Source organism: Moorena producens 3L (assembly GCF_000211815.1).
Classification (GTDB): domain Bacteria; phylum Cyanobacteriota; class Cyanobacteriia; order Cyanobacteriales; family Coleofasciculaceae; genus Moorena; species Moorena producens.
Genome location: NZ_GL890874.1, coordinates 92,313 through 108,799 on the forward strand (window position 1 = coordinate 92,313; position 16,487 = coordinate 108,799).

At 46.4% G+C, this 16,487-nt stretch carries 14 protein-coding genes; 7 read left to right on the forward strand and 7 right to left on the reverse strand.

Going from position 1 to position 16,487, the window contains the following annotated elements; translation table 11 throughout:
* Positions 1 to 735 precede the first annotated feature (735 nt).
* Both glpX and LYNGBM3L_RS12460 read right to left on the reverse strand, forming a co-directional pair.
* The gene (glpX, locus tag LYNGBM3L_RS12455) at positions 736 to 1,773 is read right to left on the reverse strand and encodes a class II fructose-bisphosphatase (protein WP_008183285.1); all 1,038 of its coding nucleotides are present in this window, start codon (positions 1,771 to 1,773) and stop codon (positions 736 to 738) included.
* A gap of 711 nt (positions 1,774 to 2,484) precedes the next feature.
* Positions 2,485 to 2,694: a hypothetical protein gene (locus tag LYNGBM3L_RS12460; protein WP_008183287.1), complete on the reverse strand. Its 210-nt coding sequence runs from the start codon at positions 2,692 to 2,694 to the stop codon at positions 2,485 to 2,487.
* Between the two features lie 173 nt (positions 2,695 to 2,867).
* On the opposite strand from LYNGBM3L_RS12460, the gene LYNGBM3L_RS12465 reads away from it, so the two are divergent.
* Both LYNGBM3L_RS12465 and grxC read left to right on the forward strand, forming a co-directional pair.
* Positions 2,868 to 6,635 (forward strand): NB-ARC domain-containing protein, encoded by a 3,768-nt coding sequence (locus LYNGBM3L_RS12465; protein ID WP_008183290.1) that lies wholly within the window; start codon positions 2,868 to 2,870, stop codon positions 6,633 to 6,635.
* A 789-nt stretch (positions 6,636 to 7,424) separates the two neighbouring features.
* Positions 7,425 to 7,739: a glutaredoxin 3 gene (grxC, locus tag LYNGBM3L_RS12470; RefSeq protein ID WP_008183292.1), complete on the forward strand. Its 315-nt coding sequence runs from the start codon at positions 7,425 to 7,427 to the stop codon at positions 7,737 to 7,739.
* A gap of 60 nt (positions 7,740 to 7,799) precedes the next feature.
* On the opposite strand, the gene LYNGBM3L_RS40500 is transcribed toward grxC, so the two are convergent.
* Together LYNGBM3L_RS40500 and LYNGBM3L_RS45670 are read right to left on the reverse strand one after the other, a co-directional pair.
* Positions 7,800 to 8,018 (reverse strand): hypothetical protein, encoded by a 219-nt coding sequence (locus LYNGBM3L_RS40500; protein ID WP_143764205.1) that lies wholly within the window; start codon positions 8,016 to 8,018, stop codon positions 7,800 to 7,802.
* A 194-nt stretch (positions 8,019 to 8,212) separates the two neighbouring features.
* Positions 8,213 to 8,389: a hypothetical protein gene (locus LYNGBM3L_RS45670; RefSeq protein WP_008183297.1), complete on the reverse strand. Its 177-nt coding sequence runs from the start codon at positions 8,387 to 8,389 to the stop codon at positions 8,213 to 8,215.
* A gap of 63 nt (positions 8,390 to 8,452) precedes the next feature.
* On the opposite strand from LYNGBM3L_RS45670, the gene LYNGBM3L_RS12475 reads away from it, so the two are divergent.
* Entirely contained in the window at positions 8,453 to 9,832 is a 1,380-nt protein-coding gene (locus tag LYNGBM3L_RS12475; protein ID WP_008183299.1) for an RNA-guided endonuclease InsQ/TnpB family protein, read from the forward strand.
* A gap of 346 nt (positions 9,833 to 10,178) precedes the next feature.
* Positions 10,179 to 10,670 (forward strand): tRNA adenosine(34) deaminase TadA, encoded by a 492-nt coding sequence (gene tadA / locus LYNGBM3L_RS12480; protein ID WP_008183302.1) that lies wholly within the window; start codon positions 10,179 to 10,181, stop codon positions 10,668 to 10,670.
* Positions 10,671 to 10,850: 180 nt separating this feature from the next.
* Here the strand turns inward: tadA and LYNGBM3L_RS40505 are convergent, their stop codons facing one another.
* Positions 10,851 to 11,042, reverse strand: coding sequence for a hypothetical protein (locus LYNGBM3L_RS40505; protein WP_131826913.1), 192 nt, complete (start codon positions 11,040 to 11,042; stop codon positions 10,851 to 10,853).
* A gap of 191 nt (positions 11,043 to 11,233) precedes the next feature.
* Here LYNGBM3L_RS40505 and LYNGBM3L_RS12485 point away from each other — a divergent pair, with 191 nt between their 5' ends.
* Positions 11,234 to 11,944 carry a lysophospholipid acyltransferase family protein gene (locus LYNGBM3L_RS12485; RefSeq protein ID WP_008183304.1) on the forward strand — a complete coding sequence of 237 codons (711 nt, stop codon included), beginning with the start codon at positions 11,234 to 11,236 and terminating at the stop codon, positions 11,942 to 11,944.
* Between the two features lie 189 nt (positions 11,945 to 12,133).
* Here the strand turns inward: LYNGBM3L_RS12485 and psbC are convergent, their stop codons facing one another.
* Positions 12,134 to 13,522 carry a photosystem II reaction center protein CP43 gene (psbC, locus tag LYNGBM3L_RS12490; RefSeq protein WP_044492884.1) on the reverse strand — a complete coding sequence of 463 codons (1,389 nt, stop codon included), beginning with the start codon at positions 13,520 to 13,522 and terminating at the stop codon, positions 12,134 to 12,136.
* Positions 13,506 to 14,564, reverse strand: coding sequence for a photosystem II D2 protein (photosystem q(a) protein) (psbD, locus tag LYNGBM3L_RS12495; RefSeq protein WP_008183309.1), 1,059 nt, complete (start codon positions 14,562 to 14,564; stop codon positions 13,506 to 13,508). Before psbD ends, psbC begins: the two co-directional genes overlap by 17 nt.
* A gap of 487 nt (positions 14,565 to 15,051) precedes the next feature.
* On the opposite strand from psbD, the gene LYNGBM3L_RS12500 reads away from it, so the two are divergent.
* Together LYNGBM3L_RS12500 and LYNGBM3L_RS12505 are read left to right on the forward strand one after the other, a co-directional pair.
* Positions 15,052 to 15,618, forward strand: coding sequence for a photosystem I assembly protein Ycf4 (locus LYNGBM3L_RS12500; protein ID WP_008183311.1), 567 nt, complete (start codon positions 15,052 to 15,054; stop codon positions 15,616 to 15,618).
* Between the two features lie 105 nt (positions 15,619 to 15,723).
* Positions 15,724 to 16,485 carry a peptidylprolyl isomerase gene (locus tag LYNGBM3L_RS12505; RefSeq protein WP_008183313.1) on the forward strand — a complete coding sequence of 254 codons (762 nt, stop codon included), beginning with the start codon at positions 15,724 to 15,726 and terminating at the stop codon, positions 16,483 to 16,485.
* Positions 16,486 to 16,487: the final 2 nt, after the last annotated feature.

Sequence of the window (16,487 nt, forward strand, 5' to 3'; positions counted from 1 at the left end):
CAGAGCCTATACTTAGAGAATGCCCGAAAGTTAGACTAACGGAACAGTAAGCATTCAGCCTAGAGCTATCAGCTATCCGCTGATTGAAGGTTGTCCAAGATAACTCATGTACTCGCTCCTCTCAGGAAAATTTCTAAGTTTTGCTTGATTGAAAAACTGACGGATTTTGTGCTGATAGCTCAATGCTTACAAGTAACAAATCTGGTTGACTGACTTTACTCCTAAAACCCTTGATTTTATGTAGAGAGCAGTTGAGGAGTAGCGAAACCAAAGCAAATTATTGCCAAGGTTGGTTTCACTATGTTAAAATAATCCCTGGCAGAGAAAAAATCACTCAACCAGGTAAAAAATTTACCGAAACAGCAATAAAATTGGCGTTGCTGAATTAAAGAATGAATGCGCGATTATCTGGTTTTATGACAGCCCCCTAAATCCCCCAAGCGAGCAATCCCTCGCTTGGGGGACTTTGAGAGTTTTGTTCCCCCCAAGCGAGCAATCCCTCGCTTGGGGGGCTAGGGTGTGTTTTCAAAGTTTTCCGCAAGATATTAGATCCCCCCCAGCCCCCCTTATTAAGGGGGGAGCCATACTCAAAGTCCCCCTTTTTTAAGGGGGATTTAGGGGGATCTCCGAGGCAAGAAGACACGCCCTAGGCACTACAGGGGTAAGCAATCAGCTGACGACTGATAGCTGATTGCTGATAGCTTACCTACAGGGTTAAAACCCTCTTCCTAAGAGTTAGCTCAATTGGATATACTTGGGCTGTTCAAACATATGAACGGTGTCCACAAACCGAGCGGTCTTGGACTGACTTGAAATAACTAGGCTTTGAGTCCGTGCTCCACCTTGGAAGAACCGAACCCCTTCCATCAGGGTTCCTGGGGTGATACCACAAGCAGCAAACAGTACGGTTTCACCAGAGGCTAGTTCTTCAGCATTGTAAACCTTATCGGGATCGGTAATCTTCATGCTTGCGAGCCGTTCAATGTTGCTTTCTTTGCTTTCCCCAATCAGACCAGTTTTCACGATGGCGGGATCGTAGATCAGCTGACCTTGGAAGTGTCCCCCTAAGGCACGCATTGCTGCTGCTGAGATTACCCCTTCTGGGGCAGCACCGATGCCCATCAAGGCATGGATATTGGTACCAGAAAAGGCACAGGAGATGGCGGCGGAAACATCACCGTCACTAATCAGTCGCACCCGAGCACCAGCTCCCCGGATTTCGTTGATCAAGTCCTTGTGACGGGAACGGTCCATCACAACTACCACCAGTTCATCAATGGAGCGCTCTAGACAATCGGAGAGGATTTGCAGATTTTCCGTTGCGGACTTGTTGATATCTACATGATTCTTGGCTTGGGGTGGTGCTGCCAGCTTCTTCATGTAGAAGTCAGGAGCAGCAAATAGACCACCTTTCTCGGAAATAGCTAGCACTGCCATGGAACCGTTTTGCCCATAGGCCACTAGGTTGGTGCCTTCGCAGGGGTCAACCGCAATATCAATTTCGATCAGTTCATCTGGGTTACAGAAGTTGGCAGCATCCTCTTGGGTGCAAATACCAACTTCTTCACCAATGTAGAGCATGGGAGCATCATCCCGCTCCCCTTCTCCAATTACAATGCGACCCCGCATATAGATCTTGTTCATCCGCTCCCGCATGGCTTCAACAGCCACTTCGTCAGCAGTGTCTTTCTCCCCTTTACCCATCCATTTGGCGGATGCGATCGCAGCTTTTTCTACGACTTCTATAATTTCTAAACCTAGTGTATTTTCCAAAGCGCCCGTTCTCCCAAAAGCTAGATGAGCTTATTTTCTTAATTATTTGTTTACAGTTCTTAAGTCTATCAGAGCGTGGTATCTCGCAGAAGGGAACAGGGAATAGGGAATAGGGCACAGGGACTGAAATGCTTGTTTACTCTAGGGTTTGGGTTTGTGGAAACGGATGCGATCGCATCATCTTAGTTGCGTAGGGTGCGTTAGGGGGGCATCATTTTACCCCTCGTAGCCAGGCTTTGGATAGCCCACCCCGTAACGCACCACTGGGTCAAACAACTTTTAAGAGATGCACCCGGAAGGGGTGTATGGAAACGGTTGCGATCGCATCACCCTAGGGAATCGGGCATCGGGAGTGACTGATGGTGGTGCGTTACGGGACGGGCTCTTTCAAGCAATGTCAAAAAGGGAGAACATCGAGAGCCCGTCCCTAACACACCCTACGCCTTTTCTCCCCTTATTAAGGGGGGTTAGGGGGGATCACCCACGCTGCCTATTCCTTCTTTGCCCCCTAAATCCCCCAATTCTGGGGGACTTTGACATCATTACTACCCAAAATTTTGGGGTTAGGGGGGATCACCCTTATTAAGGGGGGTTAGGGGGGATCACCCATCCTGCCTATTCCTTGTTTGCCCCCTAAATCCCCCAATTATGGGGGACTTTGACATCATTACTACCCAAAATTTTGGGGTTAGGGGGGATCACCCACACGCGCTATTTCTTATTGCTCCAGTAGGGAAGCACCACTTGCAGCAATCTACTCAGGGCTAACAATAACATTGCTGTTGCCACAATGTTATTCGTTAAACTGTCCCCATCTTTGAGCCAGAGAGCAGGATTTTCGATTAGGGGCTGTGGTTGTTCCACTAATGCTATGGTGTCAACTACTTGGTTTTCAAGAATTTGCTGTTTGATGTCAGTCATAGGAATCTTTTCCTTTAGTAACTGAAACCATCCTGACCTGAGGGTAGTGTCCAAAAGCAACAGCTAAGTTTAGGGTACCTACAACCACCGTATATCAAGGCTAGACTAGTTGAGGGTAGCTTCTTCAATTGAGGGTACCCTCAACTTTTTTTTCTTGCCCATCTCTGAATCGCATGCCAAGACGTACTTTAGGTCCTACTGTAAAAAAAAGAGCACTGCGTCTATTTGAAGCATTAGTTTCCTTTGCCCAAGACATCGCTAATCAGGGGAATCGAGATATTAAATTCTCTTGGAAAGGAAAAACCTCAACTCATCCAAAACTAGTAATTGAAACTCAGACCAGATTTCTAATCCAACTCACCAAGAAGGATAACTATCCAGGTAGTCTCAGCAAGGCTCAAGTAGTAGAAGCGTTGCAGCGGATGGAAGACTTCTTAGGAATTTTAGAAGACAACCGTGTCAAGAAGAAGGGAAAGGATGAAAGGCATTTTACCCTAACACTCTACTGCCAAGACCTAGCCACAAACCTAGAAAAATTTAATCAACAGTGGGACAATAAACGTCCAGATAAATCCAAACAGCAAGAACTAGCAACTGCTACTACTCCTGCCAAAACCTGCCAAGCTCTTAGTCCTAAGCCAGGAGTTCCCTTCCAAGCCCCATACCCACCAGCTTACTTTATCCAGCGCCCAGAGGTAAGCCAATCCCTCAAGCAATCCTTACTATCAGAGCAGACAGCCAAGACCGGCACTCTGGTGGTTAGCGCTATTTATGGTTTAGGGGGGATTGGTAAATCTACCTTGGCTCGTGCTATTGCCCATGATCCAGAGGTACAAAGTCATTTTCCCGATGGTATTCTGTGGGCTACCTTGGGTCAGCAGCCAGACTTGCTGTCTTTCCTGAGCAGTTGGATCCAAGCACTGGGCGACCATGACTACAAACCCACTAATACTAATGCTGCTTCTAGACATTTACAAACCTTGCTGTTTGACAAGGCTACGTTGCTAGTAGTAGATGACGCTTGGAACCCAGACCATGTTGAACCGTTTCGGATTGGTGGTGCTAAGTGCCGGGTGTTAGTGACGACTCGTGAAGCTCAAATTGTGGGAGTCACTCGCTATGATTTAGATGTGATGAATCCCTCACAAGCCTTAGGGTTACTGGAAGAGTATGGGGGTTCTAAACTCCAGGGGTCAGACCGTAAACAAGCCCAAGCCCTAGCCACAACAGTGGGCTACTTACCCCTAGCCCTGGAGTTAGCGGCAGCACAAATAGCCGATGGTATTTCCTGGCAGGAGTTACTCACTGACCTGCAAGAAGAAATTGCCCTGTTGGAAACCTTAGATTTACCTGGTGCCGAAGAGATTATTGATGAAAAGCGACGCAAGCACTACAGCCTAGTGGCATCCTTTAATCTCAGTCTACGGCGACTACCACCAGGAAAATTTCAGCAATTTGCCTGGTTTGGTGTCTTGCCAGAAGATGTCTCGATTACTCCGGCTTTAGGCACAACCTTGTGGGATGTTGGTGCTAGGGAGGCCAGAAAGACCTTACAGTATTTTAAATCTAAAGCTCTACTGCTCTCTGGTAAATCCACTAATGATACTCGCACCTATCAGCTCCATGACTTAGTCCATGACATGGCGCGTCGGTTGCTAACTTCTCAAGCAGCTACAGGGGGAGAAGTAAGCTTACCGGGTTTGGGATTAACCTGGCCCCAAGCCCATGGTCAACTCCTAGAGCGCTATCGCCAAAAAACCCAAAACGGGTTATGGCACACCCTACCGGATGATGGCTATAGTCACAGTTATCTGACCTGGCATTTAGAAAAAGCGGGTTGTATAGAGGAAGTACACCAGCTGCTGCAGGAGGAAACAGCAGGGGGGCGTAATGGTTGGTATGAAACTGGTGAACGTTTGGGTCAACTGGGGGGCTTTGTCAAGGATGTGGCCAAGGCTTGGCAGTTAGCAGAAGAGGCTTTTTCCTCTTCACCAACTTGTTCCATTAGTTTGCAGTGCCGTTATGCCTTGATGGTTTCTTCTGTGAGTAGTTTGCTAGGGCATATTCCAGGAGAGTTGATGGCAGCCCTGGTAGAGAAACAGGTGTGGACTCCAGTTCAGGCTTTGGCTTATGTTAAACAAATACAAGATCCTGTTAGTCGAGCTAATGCCCTCAGAGAGCTAGCCCCAAGGTTACCGGAAACATTACTCTCAGAAGCCCTCAAAATCGCACAGGCCATTACCGATGAGTCGAGCCGAGCTAGAGCTCTCAGAGAACTAGTACTATATTTGCCCGAAAGCATACTCCCAGAAGCGCTAGAAGTAACACGAGCAATTACTGATCAGTCCAGCCGAGCCTATGGCCTCAGAAAACTAGCAATACGTTTGCCGGAAATCTTATCAGAAGCCCTAGAAGCCGCACGAGCCCTTACCGATAACATAGATCGAGCCGATGCCCTCACAGGACTAGCACCACAGCTGCCGGAAGTCTTATCAGAAGCCCTAGATGCGGCACGAGCCCTTACCGATAACATAGATCGAGCCGATGCCCTGATTAGGCTAGCACCACAGTTGCCTCAAATCTTACCAGAAGCCCTAGATGCGGCACGAGCCCTTACCGATCACAAAGACCGAGCCTATGCCCTCAGAGCACTAGCACCACAGTTGCCGGAAATTTTACCAGAAGCCCTAGATGCGGCACGAGCCCTTACCGATCACAAAGACCGAGCCCATGCCCTTAGTTACCTAGCGCCACAGTTGTCGGAAAACTTGCTCCCACAAGCCCTAGAAGCAGCACGAGGGATCACCAATGAGTCAAACCGAGCCCATGCCCTGAGCGCACTAGCACCACATTTGCCGAAAATTTTATCAGAAGCCCTAGAAGCCGCACGAGCCATTACCGATCCGTGGAACCGAGCCAATGCCCTATGTCAACTAGCACCATATTTGCCGGAAATTTTACCAGAAGCCCTAGAACTCATAGGGGCAATTAGAAGTAAAATACAACATTGGGATAGTGGAATAACAATACTAAACGAGTCGGGAAAAGCTAGTATCCTAAGAAAACTAGCACCATATTTGTCCAAAAAACTACTATCACAAGCTCTAGAAGTCGCACAGTCAATTGCCGATGACAAAGACCGAGTCTATGCCCTGAGTGAAATAGCACTACATTTACCAGAAATTCTACCAGAAGCTCTAAAAGTAGCACAGTCAATTACCCATAACCAAGACCGAGCCGATGCCCTGATTAAACTAGCACCACAGATGCCAGAAATTCTACCAGAAGCCCTGGAAATGGCACGGGAATTTACCGATCCGTGGAACCGAGCCAATGCCCTGATTGAACTAGCACCATATTTGCCAGAAAGCCTCTTCCCACAAGCCCTAGAAGCCGCAGCAGCCATTACCGATCCGTGGAACCGAGCCAATGCCCTGATTGAACTAGCACCATATTTGCCAGAAAGCCTCTTCCCACAAGCCCTAGAAGCCGCAGCAGCCATTACCGATCCGTGGAACCGAGCCAATGCCCTGAGGGCACTAGCATCACATTTTCCTCAAATCTTACCAGAAGCCCTAGAACCCGCAGCAGCCATTACCGATAAGAGAAAGCGAGCTGAGAGAAAGCGAGCAAGTCCCCAGATAATAATACTACCACAGTTGCCCGTGCTACTACCAAAAGCCCTCGAAGTAGCACGGGCAATTCAGTCTGAGTATCATCGAGCCGATGTTTTCAATGAACTAATCAAAAATCCTGGCTTATCCCTCCAAGATGACGTTTCCCTTTGGCAAGAGTTTCTTCACACCTTTGCTTGTCGCGATCGTGAGGACTTCTTAATATACTTGGTTGATCTCAGTCCAACTATTATCTCTTTGGGAGGCAAGGAAGCTCTGGCTGCAATTGTTGAAGCGATTAAGGATGTAAGTCGGTGGTGGCCCTAGAGTGGAAAGTGTGGGGAGATTTGTATTAAGGGTAATTATCTGGAGATGATATCAAAAAGCTTTAAAAATAGAGGTTTTATAAATTATCGGCTTTGCTGATTATGGGTATGATTTTGCCCCCCTAGCCCCCCAATTTTGGGGGGAACAAAACTCTCTTGCGTCCCCCTGAATTGATACCGTTGGCGAAATTAATATTTGTTTACACAAGGGTAGAAGATGGGTAACTTTAAGTTCATGCTCCCCCAGAATTGGGGGTTGGGGGGCTATAAAGACTGCTGTCTTCAGGCTGATATTTCTAAATGTTAAATTCGCCAACGGTATCAAAGTTTGGGAACCAACGGGGGCTTGATAAAAACCAGACTATCTCAAATTATACCTAAATTAAGGAACGCCTAATTATTTATATATGGTTTTTGTAACCATTATTACAACCATTAATAACTAGTATTTTAAAACAAATAATTAAACCAAATACTGATTTATAATAAAGTAAGCATTCAGCAGTCAGCCGTTGGCCGTAGGCCACGCTACGCGAACAGCAGTCAGCTTAAAATAAACCTATAACGATAAAATTTAATAGTGCGAGATTAATGAGAATTTAAAGTTTGGGTAGTCCATGGATCATGGCACAGGTTTCGAGCCTGATAGCTGATAGCTAATAGCTGTTCGCTGATAGCTGACATATAAACACCAAAACTTATCCTATTTCTTTCCTTTTTCTTAATTTAAACTATCCCCTAACCATGCTATATCCTTAAATAGGATTCAACAACATAGGATTAACCAACAATGCTGGATTTTCTCAATCCCATCCTAGGACGCAACCCAGAACAGATGAAAGCCAATGTAGAAATTTACACCTGGCAAGCCTGCCCCTTCTGTATCCGAGCCAAGCTATTGCTATGGTGGAAAGGAGTTGACTACACCGAGTATAAAATCGATGGGGACGACAATGCCAGAAACCAGATGGCGGAACGAGCCAACGGAGGTCGAACGGTACCCCAAATTTTTATCAATAACCAACACATTGGCGGTTGCGATGAGTTGTATGATTTAGACGGTAAGGGACAATTGGAATCTTTGCTAACTCAGGCAGCGGGCTAATTTTTAGGTTGAAGGTTAGTTGGTTGAAAGTTGAAGGTTGGAGGTTAGTTGGTTGGAGGGTTAAGGTTGAAGGGTTAGTAAGCATTCAGTAGGTTGAAGGTTGAAGGCGTAGGGTGTGTTAGGGGCGGACTTGCCCTTATTTTTCGCCTCGTAGCCAGGGTTGAGATAGTCTGCCCCGTAACGCACCACCAAAAGGCTGGCCCTGATTTTCCACCTCTTTGCCAGTTTTGGGAAAGCCTGTCCGAGGCAGGAAACGGGCAAGATGCCCGTTCCACCCACCGGGTCAAACAGTAACAATCGGATACAGTTGAAAGTTAATTGGTTGAAGGTTAGTTGGTTGCAGGGTTAAGGTTGAGTGGTTAAGCTTTCAGGGTGAATCAAGATAGTGAAACAGGAAAGTAACAAGCGAGAGTTAGCCACCTAATTTATTGGGTGGGCGTGGAGCGTGCCGGGATTTATCCCGGCTATCGTGTTTAAGGTAGTTTTCCATTCCTTCCTAGGTACTCCATGAACTCAGACAAGCTCAAGCCAGAAGACTCTGCCATATTTTTAATATTTCCCCAAGCTATTTTTGTAACCTTAACACTGTAAGTCTTTTTGCTTTCCTCATAGATACTTGGTCTCCCGACTCTTCTCTTTTTTTCTGGCATATGTTTGACCCATTCATTACGGTAGTATATAATTAAATTAGCACAGCAAAAGGTCGATGCAATATGTATGGTTGTCAACAACATTTAATAACTACGACACCTGATAATAGAGCAATTATCGAGTTTATCTGTTCAGAAGCTAACAAGTTAACTAACTGCGGGATTTATTACTGCCGTCAATTGTTGTTCAAAGCTGGAAGGTATCTTACAAATGCCGATCTGGATAAGATAATGAAGACAAATCATCACTTCAAGGCAATGAGGTCAGCTTGTGCTCAGCAGACACTACACGGAGTAATAGAATCCTTTAAGTCTTACAAAGCCTTAAACAAGCTATATAAGAAAGGTCAGCTAGCAAACAAGCCTAGAGTTCCTAATTATAGAAAAAAGGGGGGATTGGCTGTTGTTAGCTATCCGGCTAGATGGGTGAAGCTGATAAAGGGTCAGCTTAAGTTTACTCTAGGAAAACAGATTAAAGCATGGTTTGGGATAGACCATTTCCTTCTACCTATGCCTTCCAATATTGACTACAAAGCGATAAAAGAGTATCGATTTGTACCAAGAAACGGGTGCTTGTATCTAGAGTTCGTCTATGAGAGAACAGCTCCTGAAGCAGTTACTCAAACAGGTGAAGTCTTAGGGATTGATCCTGGTTTAAATAACTGGTTAACCTGCGTGTCTACTACAGGTAAGTCGTTTATATTAGATGGAAGAAAAGTTAAGTCTCAAAACCAGTGGTACAACAAGCGTGTAGGTGCTATCAAAAAGGGTAAAAGTAGAGACTACTGGGACGAACATCTAGCTTTTTTGATTGAAAAGCGAAATCGACAAATGCGAGACAACGTAAATAAAGCCGCTAGATTCATAGTTAACTGGTGCTTAAGGAATAACGTTAGTACAGTCGTATTTGGTTGGAACAAGCGCAACAAAGACAGCATCAATATTGGAAAAAAGAATAATCAGCAGTTTGTTCAGATACCTACTGCTAAATTAAAAAGTCGGATAGAACAGCTATGTATTGAGTACGGTATCAAATTCGTTGAGACTGAAGAAAGTTACACCAGCAAGGCTAGCTTTTTAGACCGTGATTTTTTGCCTACACTTGGTGGAAAACCCGTTCGCGAAGCGTGCCCTTCGGGCTTGGGGTGGAAAGAAAGTGGGAGAAGAGTTAGACGTGGGCTTTACAAGTCTGGAAAGGGCGAATTGATAAATGCTGACTGCAACGGAGCAGCCAACATTCTTCGCAAAGTATCGACACAGCTAGAGTTTTCTCTGGCCGAGGTCGGAAGGGCAGTTTTGAACCTGCCACAACGATACAAGCTGGACTCTCTATCTAGATCGTATCGTGAAGCGTTGCGCAGAGGTGCGACCCATGGCGAATTTAATTCGCCTATGGAAAGCGCACCAAGCGTGGTTTTAACCCGCGAAGCAACATCCGCTTAGAATCCATGTGGTTTCAACCCGTGGAGAGTTCAAGCTGAAGTATTATTCTTTACTGGTGGTAACCAGTGCGACTACGTTGAGAATTTCCAGGGCACAGACCTTCATAATGCGATCGCTTATGTGCTTGATAAAGGTGGCGCTATTGGTGGAACCAGTCTTGATTAATATTATAAAATCTATAACTTAGATTAATTACTATAAACCCCAAAGTTAGGTATTGAAATTAACAATTGAAAATTTAAAATAGCAATTACCAATTAATCCTTATACCCCTATTTCCCCACGCTTCCCTCTCTTCCCTGCTCCCTGCTCCCTACTCCCTGCTCCCTGCTCCCTACTCCCCAGAATGGAAGTACCTAACCCGATTGATAACTCCTATCTCATCCATCGCAAATGGATGACTGTTGCCATAGAAATTGCCCAGAAAGCTGGTGAAGCGGGTGAGGTACCAGTGGGTGCGGTGATTGTAGATAATGAAGGTAAGTTAATTGCTACAGGAGAGAATCGCCGAGAGCGGGACAAAGACCCCACTGCTCATGCGGAAATCCTGGCACTCCGTGCTGCTGGTCAACAGCTGCAAAGTTGGCATCTTAATCACTGCACTCTCTACGTTACTTTGGAACCTTGTCCCATGTGTGCCGGAGCGATTATCCTAGCACGACTCGGTCTTCTGGTTTATGGTGTAGACGATCCTAAAACTGGCAGCATTCGCACCGTTGCTAATCTTCCTGATAGTGCTTGTTCTAATCATCGGTTGCCAGTTTTAGGGGGAATTATGGAATCCGTTTGTCGGGAACAGTTGCAATCTTGGTTTGCCGAGCGACGCAAAAGACCGTAAGCTATCAGCTATCAGCTATCAGCTATCAGCTATCAGCTATCAGTTTATGGGCGCTTGGGCAAGCTACACCCAATAGCTTTTGAATAAGCGATGCAGTTGCTCACGGGGGTTTCCCCCATGAGCAACTGCATCCAGAAAACAGGTAAGCCTTAGTTTAATAATCTGAGTAAAGTCACAGCGTCAAAGTCTATGGCACAAAGCTGTTCGCGCAGCGTGGGCCAAAAGCCCACGGCTGACGGCTGACGGCTGACGGCTGACGGCTGACGGCTGACGGCACCTCAAGCAGCACCTCAAGTAGCGCATATGCTTACCTTCAGCCACGCCATTAATAGCTTCAGTATCCATAGGGAACAGATCAGGGCATGACACCACAAGAAGTGTCCTGTGAGTGTCAGATATTGAGATCGAAACCACATACAGTAGAACTGAAGGTTAAGGATTTAGGACAAACCCTTGATCATTGATAGTTTAGCTCTACTTGCAGTAAGTAGGATTGAGCAATGACAACAACGCTAAAACATACTTCTGATTATGGTAACGATCACGGTAACGCCATCAAAACCATGTCTGTAGATTCTGGTATTTGCCACGGGTTAACTAACATTATCTATCCCTTAGCACGGCGTGTTGTTATTCCGTTTCATTTTGGTCAACTTACCGTAACAGGGCAAGAGAACGTTCCTAAAACAGGTCCTGTTATTTTAGCTCCCACCCATCGCTCTCGTTGGGATGCGTTAATGGTTCCTTACGCCGTTGGCAAACCTGTAACCGGACGTGACTTGCGGTATATGGTCTCAGCCAATGAAATCTATGGCATACAGGGTTGGTTTATCCGTCGTCTAGGAGGGTTCCCCGTAGATACTGGACGTGGAGGAATTAGCAGTATCCGTCACACTGTCGAACTCCTGAGCAATGGCGAAGTACTGGTAATGTTTCCTGAAGGCAATATTTTCCGTAATGGTGAAGTAAACCCCTTAAAACCTGGTATGGCTCGTATTGCCTTGCAGGTAGAATCATCTCACCCTGGTATTGGTCTCAATATTGTACCGATTGCTCTTAATTATAGCCAGCCTATTCCTAAATGGGGTTGTGACGTCAAAGTGACTGTTGGATCTGCGATTAGTGTAGGAGATTATTCTACCAAGTCAGTTAAAAAAGGAGCTGCACAGCTTACCCATGACCTATATACAGCCATGACTAACTTAGACAGGAGTTATAGCGCTACGCGCAAGTCAGAAGTCAGAAGTCAGAAGTCAGAAGTCAGCTTAGACTAAGTTTCGGAGTTTAGCAATGTCAAACATCTCAATGCGTAGTGCTATATGGAGAAAACTGTTCCAAAGAAAAGCTCCTGTAAAGTACAGGAGCCTTAAAAATCACTTAGCTTTTAGTTAGCCATTAATTAGCCATTAATTAGACTTTACTTAGTGTGATTTACCATTGAGTTATTAACTCAATCCCATCACCTAGTCAAGGTCAGGCATTTCAAGTACTGCCTCAGTGTCACGGTCAATACCTTTCTCGAATCCAGCCGCAGCAGCCCGTGCGCGACCAGCGTGCCAGAGGTGACCAACTAGGAAGAAGAAGGCCATTACAAAGTGGAAACTAGCCAACCAAGCACGAGGGTTGACATAGTTGAAGGAATTTGCCTCAGTAATAATGCCACCTACAGAGTTGATGGAACCGTTAGGAGCATGGGTCATGTACTCAGCAGCACGACGTAGCTGCCAAGGCTGAATGTCATTTCTGAGCTTGTTAACATCCAGACCATTGGGACCCCGTAGAGGCTCCAACCACGGACCTTGGAAGTCCCAGAAGCGCATGGTTTCACCACCGAAGATGATTTCACCAGTAGGAGAGCGCATCAGGTATTTACCCAGACCAGTAGGCCCTTGGGAAGACGCAATGTTAGCACCTAGGCGTTGGTCACGGGCTAAAAACACGAAAGACTGAGCTTGAGACGCTTCAGCATTAGTAGGGCCATAGAACTCGCTAGGATAAGCGGTGTTGTTGAACCACACGTAGCAAGAGCAAATGAAGCCCATCATGGACAAGGCACCTAAGCTGTAGGAGAGGTAAGCTTCTCCAGACCAGACAAAGGCACGACGAGCCCAGCCGAAGGGTTTAGTCAGAATGTGGAATACACCACCAAAGATGCAGATCAGACCAATCCAGATATGACCGCCAATGATGTCTTCCATGTTGGCGACACCAATAATCCAACCTTCTCCACCGAAGGGAGCATCGACTAAGTAGCCGAAGATCACACCGGGGTTCAGGGTTGGGTTGGTGATCAAACGAACCGCACCACCACCGGGTGCCCAAGAGTCATAAACACCGCCGACGAACATGGCCTTGATCACCAGCAAGAAGGCACCCAATCCTAAAATGATCAGGTGGAACCCGATGATACTAGTCATCTTGTTCTTGTCCTTCCAGTCGTAACCAAAGAAGTTAGAATAATTTTCTAAGGCTTCAGGACCACGAACGGCGTGATAAATACCGCCGAAGCCCAATACGGCAGAAGAAATCAGGTGTAGGACACCAATAACAAAGTAGGGGAAAGTGTCAACAATTTCGCCACCAGGACCAACACCCCAACCCAAAGTAGCCATGTGAGGGATTAGAATTAATCCTTGCTCGAACACAGGCTTTTCGGGAATGTAGTGAGCAACCTCAAATAGGGTCATTGCGCCAGCCCAGAAAACGATCAGGCCAGCATGGGAAACATGAGCTCCCAGCAACTTACCAGAGAGGTTGATCAGACGGGCATTACCAGACCACCAGGCGAAACCGGAAGATTCTTGGTCACGATTGCCCGCAACCATACCAACATTATTAGAGAGCGTTACCACGCGGTAGTACCTCCTCAGGGAACTCAAAGTTTTGGTGAGGTTGGTCTGCCGGAGCCATCCAAGCCCGGAGACCCTCATTTAGCAAAATGTTCTTAGTATAGAACGTCTCAAATTCTGGATCTTCTGCTGCCCGGATTTCCTGGGACACGAAGTCATAGGCTCGCAGGTTCAATGCTAAACCTACAATTCCTACTGCACTCATCCACAAGCCAGTTACTGGCACAAACAGCATAAAGAAATGCAGCCAGCGCTTGTTGGAGAAGGCAATGCCGAAGATTTGAGACCAGAACCGGTTAGCGGTGACCATTGAGTAGGTCTCTTCCGCTTGGGTCGGGTTGAACGCCCGGAAGGTATTGGCTTTGTCACCATCCTGGAACAGGGTATTTTCCACCGTTGCCCCATGAATGGCACACAGCAGAGCACCACCGAGTACCCCAGCTACGCCCATCATGTGGAAGGGATTCAGTGTCCAGTTGTGGAAGCCTTGCAGGAACAGGATGAAACGGAAGATACCCGCTACTCCGAAGCTAGGAGCAAAGAACCAGCTGGACTGTCCCAACGGGTACATCAGGAACACGCTGACAAATACTGCAATCGGCGCACTGAATGCGATCGCGTTGTAGGGTCTAATGCCTACTAGACGAGCAATTTCAAATTGCCGCAGCATGAACCCAATCAGACCAAATGCTCCGTGGAATGCTACGAAGCTCCACAACCCTCCTAGTTGGAACCAGCGAGTCAAGTCTCCTTGGGCTTCTGGTCCCCACAACAGCAGTAGGGAATGTCCCAGACTGTTGGGAGGAGAGGACACTGCTACGGTCAGGAAGTTACAACCTTCTAGGTAAGAAGATGCTAAGCCGTGGGTGTACCAAGAGGTTACAAAGGTGGTACCAGTTAGCCAGCCCCCTAACGCCATGTAGGCACAGGGGAACAACAGAATGCCGGACCAGCCGACGAATACAAAGCGATCGCGCTTGAGCCAGTCATCGAGGATGTCAAACCATCCTCTGGTGCTGGGGGCGCGTCCTACTGCTACTGTCATAGATTCAAATCCTCATACATATAACGATTTGCAAGGATTCAAAATTGGGACGCTTTTACGTCTTTTTAGCGACACTTCCACCCTTTTAGAGGTGGATTTCCCTTAGATTTCAGTGAGGCAAGAGTCACTTTCCTCTTACAGGATGGTCTTTTAACGGGATCCCACAGGCTATCAGGTTAGGCTGTGGTCACTTAATGTTTCTTAAACTATCACGCAGTTAAACCCTTGACTTGATTCTCCCATAAGGAGAGTTGGGTTACAAACGTTACATACAATAATAATAAATACCAAAAATTTTACAAAATTACACATACTCCTCAGATTTTTTTGAGATTTGGTGTCAAAAGTTACATAATTTCCCTGTCTTGGTCAAAAATGTGATACAAGTTCTAGATGAGCTCGCTGGAGTATCCATAACTTACTGATTTACTCTCGGTCCTCAGCACTATTGTCAAGTCAGATTTCATAGAGGCAACCACATCTTCTCATGGCAGCATCCACCAACCAACTGGAAAACCTGGTACTTCGACAATCGGTTCTTGGCTCTCGCCGTTTGAGCAACTATTTAGTGGCAGGAGCTGTATCTATAGGAGGTATAGGCTTTTTCCTGGCAGGGCTTTCGAGTTATCTCAACATGGATCTACTCCCGATTGGAGATGCAACCAACCTAATTTTTATCCCTCAGGGAGTAGCAATGGGTTTCTATGGCGTTGCTGCGCTGTTGCTATCTCTCTACCTATGGCTAACCATTTATTGGGATATCGGCGGAGGCTACAATGAATTTAACCAAGAAACAGGTATGGTCAGAGTAGTGCGGTCTGGCTTTCCCGGTAAAAACCGTGAAGTCGAATTCAGTTGCCGTACAGAAGATGTCCAGTCGATTCGAGTAGACATCAAAGAGGGTCTAAATCCACGCCGAGTCCTCTACGTGCGCACTAAGGATCGTCGGGAAGTTCCTCTGACTCGTGTCGGTCAACCCATCTCCCTTTCGGAATTAGAAAATCAGGGAGCAGAGCTGGCTCGTTTCTTAGGAGTTCCCTTGGAAGGGTTGTAAATTCCTAGGTGGCACACTCCCCCATCAAGTTGCTTCCTGCTTAAATAAAGCTTCTTAAATAATTCAGTAGTATAGGCTACAGAAACCTAGAAAGTTAACAAGATAATGAGAATAAATATCCGGCGCTGGCTATCGGTGATTTTAGTAGTGTTAGGTCTGGTAATAGCAGGATGCAGCAACCCAATGGCAAACTCAACGGAATCATCAACTCCCCAAAACAACCCTACTCCTGCTGAAACCACCAGCAATCCCCAATTCAGCAATTTACCCCGACTAGACAACAAAGCTACTGTTGAGCTGAGGGTAAAAGGCTCACCGATTACTATTGAAGTGGATGGAACCAATGCCCCGATTACAGCTGGCAACTTTGTGGATCTGGTTCAAAAGGGTGTTTATGACGGACTAGTGTTTCACCGAGTGGTAAGGGAACCTCAACCATTTGTTGTCCAAGGTGGTGATCCCCAAGGAAAAAATCCAAAATTCCCAGTAGAGCTTCTGGGCACAGGGGGGTTCATAGATCCACAAACGAAGGAAACTCGCTACATCCCACTAGAAATTAAGCCGAAGGGGGCAGAGGAACCGATATACAGAAAAACCTTTAAGGTAGCCGGAATTAATAGTGATCCTCAGTTGACTCATACTCGTGGTGCTGTTGCCATGGCTCGTTCCCAAATGCCAGACTCAGCCTCTTCACAGTTTTACTTTGCCCTAGCAGAACTGCCTTTCTTGGATGGGGACTATGCTGTATTTGGCTATGTCACTAAAGGTATGGATGTGGTAAACAAAATTCAGCAAGGCGATCGCATTGAATCAGTCAAGGTCATTCAAGGCATCGAAAACCTGAAGAAAGCTGAAGATAAAGAATAACG